The sequence below is a fragment of the Nitrosovibrio sp. Nv4 genome (assembly GCF_900215485.1).
Lineage (GTDB): Bacteria > Pseudomonadota > Gammaproteobacteria > Burkholderiales > Nitrosomonadaceae > Nitrosospira.
In genome coordinates, this window is sequence record NZ_OCMZ01000002.1 from 1309782 (window position 1) to 1325575 (window position 15794).

General features: G+C 52.8%; 16 protein-coding genes. 7 read left to right on the forward strand and 9 right to left on the reverse strand.

Features of this window, described 5'->3' with window-relative positions; all coding sequences use genetic code 11:
- The first annotated feature begins 112 nt into the window (after positions 1–112).
- On the forward strand, positions 113–1117 hold the full coding sequence (locus tag CRO05_RS14330; protein WP_235001482.1) for a serine/threonine protein kinase: 1005 nt from the start codon (positions 113–115) through the stop codon (positions 1115–1117).
- Between the two features lie 89 nt (positions 1118–1206).
- The gene (locus CRO05_RS14335) at positions 1207–1674 is read left to right on the forward strand and encodes a YchJ family protein (protein ID WP_159462753.1); all 468 of its coding nucleotides are present in this window, start codon (positions 1207–1209) and stop codon (positions 1672–1674) included.
- A 67-nt stretch (positions 1675–1741) separates the two neighbouring features.
- On the opposite strand, the gene CRO05_RS14340 is transcribed toward CRO05_RS14335, so the two are convergent.
- The 5 genes from CRO05_RS14340 to purB all read right to left on the reverse strand — a co-directional run bounded on the left by CRO05_RS14340 (position 1742) and on the right by purB (position 8146).
- Positions 1742–2596, reverse strand: a complete 855-nt coding sequence (locus CRO05_RS14340) for a PA4780 family RIO1-like protein kinase (RefSeq protein ID WP_097067780.1) — start codon at positions 2594–2596, stop codon at positions 1742–1744.
- 108 nt (positions 2597–2704) lie between these two features.
- Positions 2705–3811 carry a molecular chaperone DnaJ gene (dnaJ, locus tag CRO05_RS14345; RefSeq protein WP_097067781.1) on the reverse strand — a complete coding sequence of 369 codons (1107 nt, stop codon included), beginning with the start codon at positions 3809–3811 and terminating at the stop codon, positions 2705–2707.
- A gap of 144 nt (positions 3812–3955) precedes the next feature.
- Positions 3956–5887, reverse strand: coding sequence for a molecular chaperone DnaK (gene dnaK, locus CRO05_RS14350; protein ID WP_097067782.1), 1932 nt, complete (start codon positions 5885–5887; stop codon positions 3956–3958).
- 86 nt (positions 5888–5973) lie between these two features.
- Positions 5974–6552, reverse strand: a complete 579-nt coding sequence (gene grpE, locus CRO05_RS14355) for a nucleotide exchange factor GrpE (protein WP_097067783.1) — start codon at positions 6550–6552, stop codon at positions 5974–5976.
- A gap of 208 nt (positions 6553–6760) precedes the next feature.
- Positions 6761–8146, reverse strand: coding sequence for an adenylosuccinate lyase (gene purB / locus CRO05_RS14360; protein ID WP_097067784.1), 1386 nt, complete (start codon positions 8144–8146; stop codon positions 6761–6763).
- A gap of 132 nt (positions 8147–8278) precedes the next feature.
- Between purB and CRO05_RS14365 the strand changes: the two genes are divergently transcribed.
- Positions 8279–8887 (forward strand): glutathione S-transferase, encoded by a 609-nt coding sequence (locus CRO05_RS14365; RefSeq protein WP_097067785.1) that lies wholly within the window; start codon positions 8279–8281, stop codon positions 8885–8887.
- Between the two features lie 95 nt (positions 8888–8982).
- On the opposite strand, the gene mnmA is transcribed toward CRO05_RS14365, so the two are convergent.
- Together mnmA and CRO05_RS14375 are read right to left on the reverse strand one after the other, a co-directional pair.
- The gene (gene mnmA, locus CRO05_RS14370) at positions 8983–10077 is read right to left on the reverse strand and encodes a tRNA 2-thiouridine(34) synthase MnmA (protein ID WP_097067786.1); all 1095 of its coding nucleotides are present in this window, start codon (positions 10075–10077) and stop codon (positions 8983–8985) included.
- Between the two features lie 20 nt (positions 10078–10097).
- Positions 10098–10544 (reverse strand): NUDIX hydrolase, encoded by a 447-nt coding sequence (locus CRO05_RS14375; protein ID WP_097067787.1) that lies wholly within the window; start codon positions 10542–10544, stop codon positions 10098–10100.
- 146 nt (positions 10545–10690) lie between these two features.
- On the opposite strand from CRO05_RS14375, the gene icd reads away from it, so the two are divergent.
- Positions 10691–11944 (forward strand): NADP-dependent isocitrate dehydrogenase, encoded by a 1254-nt coding sequence (gene icd, locus CRO05_RS14380; protein ID WP_097067788.1) that lies wholly within the window; start codon positions 10691–10693, stop codon positions 11942–11944.
- A gap of 112 nt (positions 11945–12056) precedes the next feature.
- Here the strand turns inward: icd and CRO05_RS14385 are convergent, their stop codons facing one another.
- Positions 12057–12260, reverse strand: coding sequence for a cold-shock protein (locus CRO05_RS14385; protein WP_004174375.1), 204 nt, complete (start codon positions 12258–12260; stop codon positions 12057–12059).
- Positions 12261–12567: 307 nt separating this feature from the next.
- Here CRO05_RS14385 and clpS point away from each other — a divergent pair, with 307 nt between their 5' ends.
- Both clpS and clpA read left to right on the forward strand, forming a co-directional pair.
- Positions 12568–12876 carry an ATP-dependent Clp protease adapter ClpS gene (gene clpS / locus CRO05_RS14390; protein ID WP_097067789.1) on the forward strand — a complete coding sequence of 103 codons (309 nt, stop codon included), beginning with the start codon at positions 12568–12570 and terminating at the stop codon, positions 12874–12876.
- A 2-nt stretch (positions 12877–12878) separates the two neighbouring features.
- The gene (gene clpA / locus CRO05_RS14395; protein ID WP_097067790.1) at positions 12879–15137 is read left to right on the forward strand and encodes an ATP-dependent Clp protease ATP-binding subunit ClpA; all 2259 of its coding nucleotides are present in this window, start codon (positions 12879–12881) and stop codon (positions 15135–15137) included.
- A 138-nt stretch (positions 15138–15275) separates the two neighbouring features.
- On the opposite strand, the gene CRO05_RS14400 is transcribed toward clpA, so the two are convergent.
- Entirely contained in the window at positions 15276–15494 is a 219-nt protein-coding gene (locus tag CRO05_RS14400) for a dodecin family protein (protein ID WP_090879385.1), read from the reverse strand.
- Positions 15495–15666: 172 nt separating this feature from the next.
- Here CRO05_RS14400 and CRO05_RS16060 point away from each other — a divergent pair, with 172 nt between their 5' ends.
- Complete coding sequence (locus CRO05_RS16060) at positions 15667–15792, forward strand: hypothetical protein (protein ID WP_255405927.1); 126 nt, start codon at positions 15667–15669, stop codon at positions 15790–15792.
- Positions 15793–15794: the final 2 nt, after the last annotated feature.

Genomic DNA, 15794 nt, shown 5'->3' on the forward strand with positions numbered 1-15794 from the left:
AATGACCCACCGCGCAGCCGTTTATAGTATAGTCGTTCGGATCTGAAAAACTGACAGTATGCAGCCCCACCCGCTGAAATACGAAAACGCAAGGGCACTTCACTTTGAGTCATTGGCGGTGATAAAAACGAGCAGTCCGCCGCCCCAAGATTTTTCAACACTTCCCCCCGATAGCGTGTTGAACGCAGTGGAAAGCGTGGGCTTCCGCAGCGATGGCCGCCTGCTGGCGCTCAACAGCTACGAGAACCGTGTCTACCAGATCGGCTTGGAAGAGGGCACGCCGCTGGTGGCAAAATTCTATCGTCCCCGACGCTGGACGGATGCCGCGATATTGGAAGAACACGCATTCGTTCAGGAATTGGCCGAGCGCGAAATTCCTGTCGTACCCGCGTTAATGCTGGATGGAAAAACCCTGCACCATTTTGAGGGATTCCGCTTCGCTGTTTTTCCAAAACGCGGTGGCCGTGCGCCCGAACTGGAAGACCGCCATACGCTGGAATGGATGGGGCGCTTCTTGGGACGCATCCACGCCATTGGAGCACTCAAGCCGTTTCGCGAACGCCCCTTGCTCGATATCGCCAGCTTCGGTGAGCAGCCGCGCGACTATCTGCTGGCGCATGAATTCATCCCGGCTGATCTCGAGGCGGCCTATCGCAGCGCGTTGAATCAGGCGCTGGATGGCGTGCGCCACTGCTTTGCACGTGTGGGCGAAGTGCGCGAATTGCGACTACATGGCGACTGCCATGCGGGCAATGTGCTGTGGACGGACGAAGGTCCGCATTTCGTGGATTTTGACGACAGCCGCATGGGGCCCGCCGTTCAGGACTTGTGGATGTTATTGTCGGGCGAGCGCGCCGACATGATACGGCAGTTGACCGATGTGCTGTCCGGATATGAGGATTTTTGCGATTTTGACGAACGTGAATTGCATTTGATCGAGGCGCTACGCACACTGCGCCTGATCCATTATGCGGCCTGGCTCGCGCAGCGCTGGGATGATCCCGCCTTCAAGCAGGCGTTCCCGTGGTTCAACACTCAGCGCTATTGGCAGGATCGCATTCTTGAACTGCGCGAACAGATCGCACTGATGGATGAGCCGCCGCTGTGGCAGGTATAACAGCTGTTCTCGTGTGTTCATATCGCAACTATCGGAAGAATTACAATCGAAAACGCTCAACCGGGTCTTGTTTCCATGGATACGAAACAATGCGCGGCCCGTGCGGCTGCGCAGGAGTAACGGCGAAACCATCGGGAACCGGGCGATGTCCTCCTTACGCTGACAGCAACAAAGAATATATCGACTGCTGCGGCCGCTATCTGGATGATGGCGAAGCTGCTCCCACTGCTGAAGCGCTGATGCGTTCCCGCTATATGGCATACGCCCTCGGTCGTAAAGATTATCTGCTGGCGACCTGGCATCACAGTACACGTCCGGTTTCACTTGAACTGACGAACGAACTGCACCGCAATTGGGTGGGGCTGGAAGTGCGGCGGCATGAACAGCTGGAGCCGGACCATGCGGTGGTGGAATTTGTGGCACGCTACAAGGTGGGCGGGCGCGCACATCGTTTGCATGAAATCAGCCGGTTCGTGCGCGAGACCGGGCAGTGGTTCTATTTGGATGGCGATATCGTCCAAGGCGAGAGGCTGAAAACGGCTAAACCAGCCGGTTGATAACCCCTGAAGCAGAGCAACGGTGTCTGAAGGGTCGCAAGGGCGCCCCTGTCATTGTCATATCATGTTATTGACGTAATCGTAAGGAACGATAAAGCTGCCGCGCCTCTTCTTCCTTGAGCGTATCCTTGATTTCGCGCATGACACTATTCATATCGACCGGGTTCTCAATTCGCTCGAAACAGCCAGTGAGGACGCTGTCCGGGCGCAGTTGACTGCTTTCGTAGAGGGACCATATCTCCCTGCCATAGTCGGTGGCCAGCAACTCGGGCGCAAAGCGGCCAAAGTACGCAGCCAGATTTTCGACGTCCCGCAGCAGCATTTTCAAAGCCTGGTTATTGGCCGCCGCGTCGATGGCCTGGGGAAGATCGATGATGACGGGGCCCGTGCTGTCGACCAGCACGTTGTACTCTGACAGATCTCCGTGAATGATCCCCGCGCAGAGCATGCGCACCACCTGTGTGATCAATATGCGGTGATATTCGCGCGACAGTTCGGCGGTGAACGTTAGATCATTGAGCCGCGGCGCGGCGTTGCCTTCGCTGTCCGTCAGCAATTCCATCAGCAGCACGCCTTCATGGAAGTTATACGGCTTGGGCACGCGAACACCCGCAGCAGCCAGACGGTACAAGGCGTCCACCTCGGCATTTTGCCAGGCTTCTTCCTGCGCTTTGCGTCCATAGCGGGTGCCTTTTTCCATGGCTCGCGCCCGACGGCTGTTTTTTACCTTGCGGCCTTCGGTGTAATTCACGCTCTGGCGGAAGCTGCGCTTATTGGCCTCTTTGTAAACTTTCGCGCAACGTATCTCGTCACCGCAGCGCACTACATAGACAGTGGCTTCCTTGCCGCTCATCAGCTGACGGATGACCTCATCGACAAGGCCATCCTGGATCAGCGGTTCAATTCTTTTTGGGGTTTTCATTGATGTCGTACTACGCTCTTTGCACGTAGCCGATATGAAGTGATACGGTCTTCCAAATCAACTTCAAGTTGCTACCGGCTGCAATTACCGCAACTGCCGGAACAAGACTTACTCCGCAAAGAATTCCCGCACCTTGTCCATCCAGGACTTGGCGCGGGGGCTATGACGGGAACCGTCTTCCTGATTGAGTGCCTCCAATTCCTGCAACAATTCCTTCTGGCGGGCGGTGAGTTTGACCGGTGTCTCCACGACCACATGACACAATAAATCGCCTTGAGCATTGCTGCGCACGCCCTTGATGCCCTTCCCACGGAGACGGAATATTTTCCCGCTCTGGGTTTCCGGCGGTATCCTGATTTTGGCATGGCCCTCAAGCGTGGGGATTTCGATTTCCCCCCCCAGCGCGGCGGTGGTGAAACTTACAGGCATTTCGCAGTGCAAGTCGTTGTGATCGCGCTGAAAGACCGCGTGAGGCGACAGATGGATGACAACATACAAATCCCCAGGGGGGCCATTGTTGACGCCTGCCTCGCCTTCTCCGGATAAACGGATGCGGTCACCTTCATCCACCCCGGCGGGAATTTTTACCGCCAGGGTCTTATGGTGTTTGACTCTTCCCGCGCCGCCGCATGTAATACAGGGACTCGAGATAAATTTGCCGCTGCCATGGCATTTGGGGCACGTTTGTTGAATGGAGAAAAACCCCTGCTGCATTCTTACCTGTCCATGGCCGTTACAAGTAGGACACATGACCGGCGAAGTGCCAGGTTTTGCCCCGCTGCCATGGCAGGTTCCGCACGTATCCATGGTGGGAATACGGATCTTGGTTTCCGTTCCGCGTGCGGCATGTTCCAGCGAAATTTCCAGGTTATAGCGTAGATCCGCGCCACGATAAACATTTGCGTGTCCTCCGCGCCCACCGAAGAGGTCACCGAATATGTCGCCAAATGCGTCGGCAAACCCTTGGGCGCCTGCTCCTGCCATGTTCGGATCCACGCCGGCATGTCCGTGCTGGTCATACGCGGCCCGCTTCTTCGGATCTGCAAGTATTTCGTAAGCTTCTTTTGCTTCCTTGAAGTGATCCTCCGATTTGGGATTATCCGGATTTCGGTCTGGATGGTGTTTCATCGCAAGCCTGCGATAGGCTTTTTTTATGTCCTCTTCGCTGCTGTCGCGGTCAATGCCCAGCACTTCATAGTAATCGCGTTTGCTCATATAGGTTTTCTTGAAAATTGGAAGCGTAGAGGATCATTCAACGCTCGATGCTTGCTTCTCCAATGAACGCCAAAACGCAGGATGCACCGAAGACGTTCAACCTCTTCTCCGCATCTCTGCGCTTCAGCTTTGGTGCGCCCCTGCTTACTTCTTGTTCTTTACTTCCTCAAACTCGGCATCCACTACTTCGCCTTCCACGGGTTTTTCGCCGCCGCCCTGCTGGCCGGACTCTGCGCCGGGCTGGGCCTGCTGGGCCTGCTCCTGGGAATACATCTTCTCCGCCAGTTTATGCGACACCTCGGCCAGTGCTTGAGTTTTGGCCTCGATGACGTCCTTGCTATCGGATTTCAATGCTTCTTCCGCATCCTTCAGCGCACCTTCTATTTTGGACTTTTCATCGTCGTCCAATTTTTCGCCATGCTCCTTCAATGTTTTTCTCACCGAATGAATCATCGCATCGCACTGATTGCGGACGGTGACAAGCTCTACCGTTTTGTGGTCCTCCTCGGCATGCGCCTCGGCATCCTTGACCATGCGCTGCACCTCTTCATCCGACAAACCGGAGCTTGCCTGAATCTTGATTTTATTTTCCTTGCCGGTAGCCTTGTCTTTGGCCGATACGTGCAGTATGCCATTGGAGTCAATGTCGAATGCCACCTCGATTTGCGGCATGCCGCGTGGCGCGGGCGGAATGTCGCTCAGATTGAATTGACCCAGACTCTTGTTACCGGAGGCCATCTCCCGCTCACCTTGCAGCACATGAATCGTCACCGCGGTCTGGTTTTCCTCCGCAGTCGAAAATACCTGCTGCGCCTTGGTGGGAATGGTGGTGTTTTTCTGGATCAGTTTGGTCATTACGCCGCCAAGCGTCTCGATACCCAGCGATAACGGAGTAACGTCCAGCAACAGCACGTCCTTCACTGCGCCCTGCAGCACACCGCCCTGAATGGCAGCGCCGACCGCAACCGCTTCGTCCGGATTGACGTCCTTGCGCGGTTCCTTGCCGAAAATCTCCCTGACCTTATCCTGCACCTTGGGCATACGGGTTTGTCCGCCCACCAGAATGATGTCCTCAATGTCCGATATTTTCACGCCGGCATCTTTAATTGCAATGCGGCAAGGCTCGACAGTTCGCTCTATCAGCTCTTCCACGAGGCTTTCCAGTTTGGCACGGGTAATTCTCACCGCCAGATGTTTGGGACCCGAGGCATCGGCCGTAATGTAGGGCAGGTTGACCTCGGTCTGCTGGCTGGAAGAAAGTTCGATTTTGGCTTTTTCCGCCGAATCTTTTAGCCGTTGCAGAGCGAGCATATCTTTTTTCAGGTCTATGCCGTTTTCTTTTTTGAACTCATCCACAAGATATTCGATTACGCGTGAGTCGAAATCCTCGCCACCGAGAAAAGTGTCGCCATTGGTGGCCAATACTTCGAACTGGTGCTCACCCTCCACTTCCGCGATTTCGATAATGGAAATATCGAACGTGCCGCCGCCAAGGTCATATACCGCCACCTTCCTATCGCCTTCTTTTTTATCCATGCCGAAAGCCAGGGCCGCCGCAGTCGGCTCGTTGATGATGCGCTTGACTTCCAGGCCGGCTATGCGTCCTGCGTCCTTGGTCGCCTGCCGCTGGGAGTCGTTAAAATAGGCGGGAACGGTAATGACGGCTTCGGTCACTGGCTCACCCAGATAATCCTCGGCGGTTTTTTTCATTTTTATCAGCACTTGTGCAGAAATTTCCGGTGGGGCAATTTTCTTGCCGCGCACTTCTATCCAGGCATCGTTGTTCTCGGCCTTGATGATGTTGTAGGGCACCATTTTGATATCCCGCTGCACCATCTCCTCATTGAAACGACGTCCGATCAGACGTTTCACCGCAAACAGAGTATTTTTGGGGTTAGTGACCGCTTGACGTTTGGCGGATGCGCCCACCAGAATTTCACCGTCTTCCGTGTAGGCGACAATGGAAGGCGTCGTACGCGCCCCCTCCGAGTTCTCTATTACCTTGGGCTTGCCGTTCTCCATGACGGCCACACATGAATTGGTGGTGCCGAGGTCAATGCCAATAATTTTTGCCATGATTTGATCCTTGTTAGTAGTTAGTATTGATATTCGACTGCGCGAAATATCCGTCTGTCCCGCAAATGGGGGTCAAGGTTGGAATTTCAAGTCTCTTTAGCCTTGGAAACCATCACCAGTGCCGGTCGAATCACGCGGTCGTTGAGTACATAACCTTTCTGCATAACTTGCACGACGGTGTTGGGAGCGAGATCGGAGTCTACCGTAGACATTGCCTGATGCAGATGCGGATCGAATTTCGCGCCCTGCGGATTGATCAGCTTGATATTGAATTTTTCGAAAACGGCCGTAAGCTGTTTGAGCGTAAGTTCCATTCCGCTTTTAAAATTCTCCACGGTCGCATTTTCCACCGCCAGCGCCGCTTCCAGGCTATCCATTACCGCCAGCAGCTCAGTGGAAAAATTCTCGATTGCATATTTGTGAGCGTTGGCAATGTCAATCTGCGCACGCTTTCTTATGTTTTCCGCGTCCGCCTTGGCGCGCAGCCAGGCGTCATAATGCTCCTCAGCGTCGAGTTCAGCTTTTTTCAATAATTGTTCCAGGCTCGGCATCGATTCCACCGCCGATTCCGCTGTCTCGTTGTCCTTGGATGGGGGCGCGCCTGTTTCATTCGTTGCTGCTGTCTGTTCAGGCTGATCTGGTTTAGGTCGGTTTACATCTGTCATGGGCTTCTCCTAATTTCGGTTCATGACTATATCGGGACGGGTTTTCCAATTTCAAGTTCCGGCAGAGATCATTGCGGATAGAGCAGGTTGTTTACCTTGAAGACATTGAATGGAAGTGTCGAGACGGTGCGGCGCCATCGCTATAAACGTGGTCCGGGCATCCCATTGACACGTGAAGGATCCAATGAAAAAAATGCAACAGCTTCAGTTAGTTGTTTTCAACCCCGATTTTTCGGGCCAGCGCGGCGGCGGCGCCAATATAATTCTGCGGCATCATTTCACGCAAGCGGGTTCTTTCGCTTTCCGGGCATGCAAGGTTGTCAATAAACTTGTGAAGCGTATCCTGAGTGATGCCGCCTTTGCCGCGGGTCAATTCCTTCAACTGCTCATAGGAATCAGGAATGCCATAACGTCGCATCACTGTCTGAATCGGCTCCGCCAGAACTTCCCAGGCATTCTGCAAATCCGACGCCAAACGTTCCGGACTTACTTCCAGTTTGTTCAGCCCTCTGCTGCAGGAGTCATAGGCCAGCAGGGTGTGCCCTAATGCCACCCCCATATTGCGAAGCACGGTGGAGTCGGTCAAATCACGCTGCCAGCGGGATACAGGCAACTTCTCGCTCAAATGCCGCAACAGTGCATTGGCAATGCCGAGGTTTCCTTCCGAATTCTCGAAATCTATCGGGTTGACCTTGTGTGGCATGGTTGATGAACCGATTTCATCTTTTCCAGTTTTTTGCTTGAAGTAGGCTAAAGAGATATATCCCCACACGTCGCGGTTAAAATCCAGCAGTATGGTGTTAACGCGGGCATATGCATCGAACAGCTCTGCCATTGCATCGTGCGGTTCGATCTGGGTAGTGTAGGGGTTGAATTTGAGGCCGAGTTTTTCAACGAAACCAAGCGCAAATTTTTCCCAGTCAAACGCGGGATAAGCAGCTAAATGGGCGTTGTAGTTACCCACGGCGCCGTTGATTTTTCCGAGAACGGCAACTCCAGCCAGCTGTTCACGCGTCCGCGACAGGCGATAAGCGAAATTCGCAAATTCCTTGCCGACGGTAGTGGGTGTTGCCGGTTGACCGTGGGTGCGGGCAAGCATGGGGATATCTGCCAATTCATGGGCCATCCGGATAAGTTTGCTGATGATTTTATCCAGCGCCGGCAGCATGACACTGTTGCGGCTGTGCATCAGCATCAATCCATGAGAAAGATTGTTGATATCTTCCGAAGTGCATGCAAAATGGATGAACTGCGTAATCCTGGCGGCTTCGACATTGCCCGTCAGACGCTCTCTGAGCCAATATTCGACGGCCTTTACGTCATGGTTGGTCCGTGCCTCGATGAGCTTGACCGCTTCCGCATCGGCCTCGGAAAAATTTGCCGCAAGGCTGTCGAGTTGAGCAATGGTGGCGATAGAGAATGGCAGCGCCTCAGCCACACCCGCTGCATTGCTCAAGGCCTTGAGCCATTCTATTTCCAGATGAACACGGTATCGAATCAGCGCAAATTCGCTGAAGTAAGGCCTCAAGGCGGCGACCTTGGCGCTATAACGTCCATCCAGAGGGGAGAGTGCGGTGAGAAAAGATGAATTCATATTCCGATTCCAGGCTGTTCACCGGCGGGAGCCATTCTAACATAGGCAGGGCATCCGCCGCATCGTCCGGACCGTGCACTGTCACGCGGAAAGCCGATATAATGCTACCTGATAATTCCCCCAAGGTCGGCCATGAAGCTTATCGGATCGCTCACTAGTCCTTATGTGCGCAAAACGCGCATCGTTCTGGCGGAAAAGCACATCGGTTACAATTTTGAACTGGAAGCTCCCTGGGATGCGGATAGCCATGTACCGGATTACAACCCGCTGGGAAAGGTGCCGATATTGATTATGGACGACGGAACCAGCCTGTTTGATTCGCGCGTGATCGTCGAATATCTCGACAATATCAATCCCGTATCCCGGCTCATTCCCGAATCCAACCGCCGGCGCATCATGGTAAAGCGTTGGGAAGCACTGGCAGACGGTATTTGCGACGCTGCCGCAGCGATGTTCCTCGAACGCAAACGCCCTGAAGCGAGCCAAAGCCCGGAATGGATTGCGCGGCAGCAAAAAAAAGTTACCAGGGGTCTGGAAGCGGCTGCCCACGAGTTAAGCGATAAGAAATGGTGCGACGCCAACATTTATACGCTGGCCGACATCGCGTTGGGGTGCTCGCTCGGTTACCTGGCTTTTCGCTTTCCTGAAATCGAATGGCGCAACACCTTTCCTAATCTTGCCGATCTTTCCGACAGGTTGGAGAAACGGACGCCATTTATCGAAACGGTGCCTCGGGGCTGATCGAGCAGGCAATCATGCGAATGTAAAGTAGATGGGACATGGCCCATCTACTCGTGATGACTCAGCTGGCGCCGACCGCGCCGCGGAGAACCTATTCAGAGATCCTGATACTCATTAGTAATAACCCCCCCGCCCAGACACACCTTACTCTCGTACACAACCACGGATTGTCCTGGTGTCACCGCCCACTGCGGTTGCGCGAATTCGATTTTGCATTTGCTGTGGTCGACATACGCAATCGCGCAGGGAGCATCCGTTTGACGATAACGGATCTTGGCGGCATAAACCCAGTTGCATTGAGGGGTTTGTCCACTTATCCAAGTCAGATCGGCTGCGGTGAGCGAAGGTCTGAATAGATCGGGATGATCATGGCCTTGCACTACGACCAGAATATTTCGTGCGACGTCCTTGTTTGAAACGAACCAGGGTTCGCCATCACCTTCTCTTGTTCCGCCGATGCCCAGCCCCTGCCGCTGGCCAATAGTGTAGTACATCAGGCCGTCATGCCTGCCCATGACAGCGCCAGTTGCGGTCTGTATCTCCCCTGGCTCATTCGGCAAGTAACGATTGAGGAACTCCCTGAAGGGCCGCTCCCCGATAAAACAGATTCCAGTGCTGTCTTTCTTGGAAAAATTCGGCAATCCATAGTCCCTGGCGATCTTGCGCACATCGCGTTTGTAAAGATGGCCAATGGGAAACAAGGTTTTGGACAGCTGTGCCTGGTTCAAACGATAGAGAAAGTAGCTCTGATCCTTGCTTCCATCTTCGCCTTTCAGTAACTGGAATATTCCGTTCGTTTCGCGTACCTGGGCATAATGACCGGTTGCAATATGGTCGGCGCCGAGCCCGGCTGCATGGTCGAGAAATGCCTTGAACTTGATCTCGGCGTTGCATAGCACATCCGGATTCGGAGTACGTCCGGCTTTATACTCGGCGAGGAAGTGGCTGAACACGCGATCCTTATACTCAGCCGAGAAATTTACCGCTTCCAGGGGAATTCCAATAATATCCGAAACGGATGCCGCATCAAGCAGGTCCTGCCGGGAAGAGCAGTATTCGTCGGTATCATCGTCTTCCCAATTCTTCATGAAGAGGCCGATTACTTCGAACCCTTGCTGCTTCAGCAGTAATGCCGCGACGGATGAATCGACCCCGCCGGACATGCCGACTACTACTCGTGCTTTGTTCATGATTCCGAATTGCTCATCTTTTAATCGTAATGAGTAAGAATTTCCAGAGAATAGTGTTTGCCCGCCAGATGATCTTCGATACATCTCATCACCAGCGGACTCCGGTGGCAATAGGTCATCTGTCGGATTTCCTCGACGCCAAACCATCCGGCGCGCACTATGCCCGTATCCAGCGCTCTATCCGGATCATGATCGACGACAGAACCGGTAAAAGCAAAGCGGATAAAGGTAACGTTCTCGGCCAGGGAGTGCCAGTGATAAATGCCTAGCACTGATTGCGGGACAAAAGTGTAGCCCGTTTCTTCCAGAGTTTCCCGAATGGCGGCACTGATAATGGATTCGCCTGGTTCCAGATGGCCCGCTGGCTGGTTGAACAGTATACCGCTGCTGGTTTGTTCCTCAACCAGCAGATATTGCCCGCCCTTCTCGACGACCGCTGCAACCGTGACATTGGGTTTCCAGATCATGATTCTGTGCAGTTTGCCGTTACGTAATTAATTGAGAGTAAACGAGTGCCGAGGAGCGCAAACGAATGCAGGAACGAATCTTATCGTATAATCGGCAGCTTCGCCGCCAGTGATTCTTATTCGCTTGACAACTCTCGGGAGATACCATGTACCAGCACATCAGCATACCAGCCGAAGGAACAAAAATCCGCGTAAATGCAGATTTTTCCCTGAGTGTGCCGGATAACCCCGTTATCCCCTGTATCGAAGGTGATGGTATTGGCGTGGACATTACGCCCGTCATGAAGAAAGTGGTGGATTCCGCGGTCGAACTGGCTTATGGCGGCAAACGCAAGATTTTCTGGATGGAAATTTATGCCGGCGAGAAAGCCACTCGCGTTTACGGTGAAAACGTCTGGCTGCCCGATGAAACACTGCAGGCGGCACGGGAATATGTTGTCTCCATCAAGGGCCCGCTAACTACCCCGGTGGGCGGAGGTATTCGATCCATCAACGTGGCTTTACGTCAGGAGTTGGATTTGTACGTATGTCTGCGGCCGGTCCGCTATTTTCAGGGAGTGCCAAGTCCGGTAAAAAATCCGGAAAAAACCGATATGGTGATTTTTCGCGAGAACTCCGAAGACATTTATGCCGGGATCGAGTGGGAAGCCGAGTCGGTGAATGCAAGAAAGATCATTAATTTTTTAACGACGGATATGGGCGTCACGAAGATACGCTTCCCGCAAACATCGGGAATCGGTATCAAGCCCGTATCCAGAGAGGGTACTGAGCGTCTGGTACGCAAGGCCATACAGTACGCTATAGAGAATAATCGCCGCTCGGTCACCCTGGTGCACAAGGGCAATATCATGAAATTTACCGAGGGTGCATTCAAAAACTGGGGCTACGAACTGGCTGCCCGAGAATTTGGAGCTGGCATGCTTGATGGTGGTCCCTGGATGAAGTTGCCCGAAGACAAGGGAGGGGTCATCATCAAGGATGTGATCGCTGACGCTTTCCTGCAACAGATCTTGTTGCGTCCCGAGGAATACGACGTGATTGCCACGCTGAATCTGAACGGTGACTACATTTCCGACGCCTTGGCGGCGCAAGTTGGTGGTATCGGGATAGCGCCCGGCGCAAACCTCAGCGATTCGATTGCAATTTTCGAGGCAACCCACGGTACTGCGCCAAAATACGCGGGCAAGGATCAGGTTAATCCGGGATCGATCATTCTGTCGGCAGAGATGATGCTGCGACACATGGGCTGGATAGAGGCTGCCGAGCTGATTACCAGTGCTATGGAAAAAACGATCCAGGACAAAATCGTGACTTATGACTTTGCACGGCAGATGCCCCACGCGCAGAAGGTCTCATGTTCGGCATTCGGTCAGGCACTGATCGAACATATGCCTGCTTGATTTCTGCATGAAAAAACGAAAAAACCCCTTGCCGACTTTCCGGCAAGGGGTGTGTATAATTCTGTAATAGGATTACAGTCTGACCACGGCTAGCCGTGCCAGAATGGAATCGTTAAGCAGACTGAATGTTTGATGCCTGTTTGCCCTTGGGACCTTGAGTAACTTCAAAGCTCACTTTTTGACCTTCTTTGAGAGTTTTGAATCCGGACATATTGATAGCGGAGAAGTGAGCGAATAAATCTTCACTGCCGTCATCGGGGGTAATGAAACCAAAACCTTTTGAGTCATTGAACCATTTTACTGTACCAGTTGCCATTATTGCTTCCTATATGAAAAAACGGGCCGGAAACCCGAACACTGTTTGAGTTTCAAGACCGCAAACGGCTGTAACCGGTACTGCAGAGAACTTGAAGCCAAACGCCAAGAGCTGTTTTACGCAAATCCGGTGTCCAAGTCAAGTAGCGTGCGCAGTTATTTTACAGAAATGCAACAGAATAATTTTCTAAAGGTACTTGAATAATTCGACGTAATCATCAAATATTAAGTAATGGAAATGGACTGAATGTGCAGAGGCTGGTCCGGTTGCGTTTGCGCTCTAACTGATGAACAGCGAGACAGGAGAGATGAAGGCAGGAAATCATGGAGATGTTGTACTGGAGGCCAAAAAGAGTAAACTCAAGCCACCGCCAATGTTCAAGGTGATCTTGCTGAATGATGATTTCACCCCTATGGATTTCGTGGTGGCCGTGTTACAGATTTTTTTTTCCAAGAATCGAGAACAGGCAACGCAAATCATGCTCAAAGTACATATGGATGGAGCGGGAATATGTGGAGTTTATCCCAACGATGTGGCTACCACCAAGGTTGAACAGGTGGTCGCATTTGCGAGGCAGCATCAACATCCGCTAAGGTGCGTGATGGAGGAGACCTGAAAATGATTGCTCAAGAGCTAGAAGTAAGTTTACATATGGCATTCGTGGAATCGAGGCAGAAGCGCCACGAATTCATTACGGTCGAGCACTTGCTACTGGCTCTGCTCGACAATCCGACTGCCGCAGAGGTACTGCGCGCCTGTTCCGTCGATATGGATGATTTGCGGCGGTTGCTGACAGAGCATGTTACGGAAAATACGCCTACAGTGGGTGGCAGCGGCGAAGTGGACACGCAGCCTACTTTGGGTTTTCAGCGGGTGATCCAGCGAGCGATTCTGCATGTTCAGTCTTCCGGAAAAAAAGAAGTCACCGGCGCCAATGTACTGGTAGCGATATTTGGCGAAAAAGATTCACACGCGGTTTATTTTCTTCATCAGAAGGGCGTAACCAGACTCGATGTGGTGAATTATATCTCTCACGGGATCAGTAAAGTACCGCAGGGCAGTACCGCCAAAACCGATAGCGAAGGCGATACCGAGCAGGAGATGAATGCGGGCGGCGCATTGGAAAGTTACGCGGTAAATCTCAACTCGCAAGCGCTTGCGGGCAAGATCGATCCATTGATCGGGCGTGAACGTGAATTGGAACGCCTGATACAGACGCTATGCCGCCGCCGCAAGAATAATCCCTTGCTTGTCGGTGAAGCTGGTGTCGGCAAAACCGCTATCGCCGAGGGATTGGCACGGCGCATTATCGAAAATGATGTTCCCGAAGTGCTTGCCCACCACCAGGTTTATGCCCTGGATATGGGCGCACTGTTAGCGGGTACCAAATACCGTGGTGACTTCGAGCAGCGACTGAAGGCGGTGCTCAAACAATTGCTTGAGAGCGCCAACTCCATTCTGTTCATTGATGAGATTCACACATTGATCGGTGCGGGCGCTGCTTCCGGCGGTACGCTGGACGCCTCCAATCTCCTGAAACCGATACTTAATACCGGCCAATTGAAATGCATTGGCGCCACGACTTATAGCGAATACCGGGGAATCTTTGAAAAAGATCACGCGCTATCGCGTCGCTTCCAGAAAATCGATGTGCTTGAGCCAAGCGTGGAAGAAACCGTATCCATCCTGCGCGGCCTGAAAGCCCGCTACGAGGCGCACCATGGCGTCAAATACACGGCGGTTGCGCTCACCACTGCGGCGGAATTGTCGGCGCGCTTCATTAATGACCGGCATTTGCCCGACAAGGCGATAGATGTGATAGACGAGGCCGGCGCAGCGCAGCGCATCCTCCCTAAATCGAAACAGCGCAAGATAATCAGCAAACATGAGATCGAGGGCATTATTGCCAAGATTGCGCGCATTCCAGCGCAAAATGTTTCCAGCGATGATCGCAACACGTTGAAGACGCTGGACCGCGATTTGAAAGCGGTAGTGTTCGGCCAGGACAAGGCCATCAACGCGCTGACGGCCGCAATCAAGATGGCGAGAAGCGGTTTGGGCAATCCGCAGAAACCAGTCGGCTCATTCCTGTTTTCCGGTCCCACCGGCGTTGGCAAAACCGAGGTGGCGCGGCAGCTTGCTTATGCATTAGGCATTCATTTGCACCGGTTCGACATGTCTGAATACATGGAGCGGCATGCTGTTTCGCGCCTGATCGGCGCACCGCCTGGATATGTGGGTTTCGATCAGGGCGGTTTGCTTACCGAGGCCATCATCAAGCAGCCATATTCTGTGCTGCTGCTGGATGAAATTGAAAAGGCGCACCCCGATATCTTCAATATCCTGCTGCAAGTGATGGATCATGGCACCTTGACCGATAATAACGGCCGCAAGGCGGACTTCCGCAACGTAGTGATTATCATGACGACGAACGCAGGCGCGGAAGCACTCAGCAAGGCCACCATGGGCTTCACGAAGGCGGCGCAGGCGGGTGACGAGATGGCGGACATCAAGCGCATGTTTACGCCCGAATTCCGCAACCGGCTGGACGCGATCATTTCGTTCGCGTCTCTGGACAGCGAGGTAATTCTGCGTGTGGTGGATAAATTCCTGATGCAACTTGAAGCTCAATTGCAGGAGAAGAAAGTGGATGCGATATTCACCGAGGCGTTGAGAGGATACCTTGCCAGGAACGGCGTTGATCCTCTCATGGGCGCGCGTCCCATGGCCCGTCTCATTCAGGATACCATTCGCAGCGCCTTAGCGGATGAGCTACTGTTCGGGCGGCTGGCGAACGGCGGCAAAGTGACGGTGGATATCGGTGCAGATAACAAGGTGGAGCTTCAGTTTGAGGAAGAAGCGACCGCGGCCGTGTAGCCCATGTAGGCGGTAGTTTAATCGCACGAAAGCAAGGAAACAAAAAAGGCGCTTATGCGCCTTTTTTTTTGTGTCGGATACTCCTGAGTGGGCTTCGGCTTCTTTTCGATCAGGCGAAGGCTCATTCGGGTTCCCTGTCTATTTGTCGGCCTCATACTTGAAAGACAGATTGACTCGCGCGCGATACGCAGCCACCTTACCATCTTCAATCACCATATCAAGCTTTACTATTTCCGCAACCCTCAAATCCCTCAAGCTCTTTGACGCAGTCTCAACAGCATTTTTGGCGGCATCCTCCCAGGATGTCTTGCTGGTGCCTATTATCTCCGTTATTCGATAAACGCTGTCTCCTGCCATGGTTTTTCTCCTTCTGGGAAGTTAAGCAGCAAAGAAGCATCGCACGAACCCGGCGTATAGCCAAGTCCGGATGCCGTTTCAGTTTAGGGCTAACTTTGACGGATTGCAACCTGCGATATGCCGGATAGTTTTAATGGTTTTCCTGTTAATGGAACACAAGGGAGGTGACGTTATGCATGCTGAAGAAAGTGACGCTATGGATGGACAAGTAAATGATGGTCAAGTAGATGACTATAGCAAGCCGGTAAATTTATTCGCTATGACACTCAATTTTATTATCCGCATCCTGAAATTTTGACC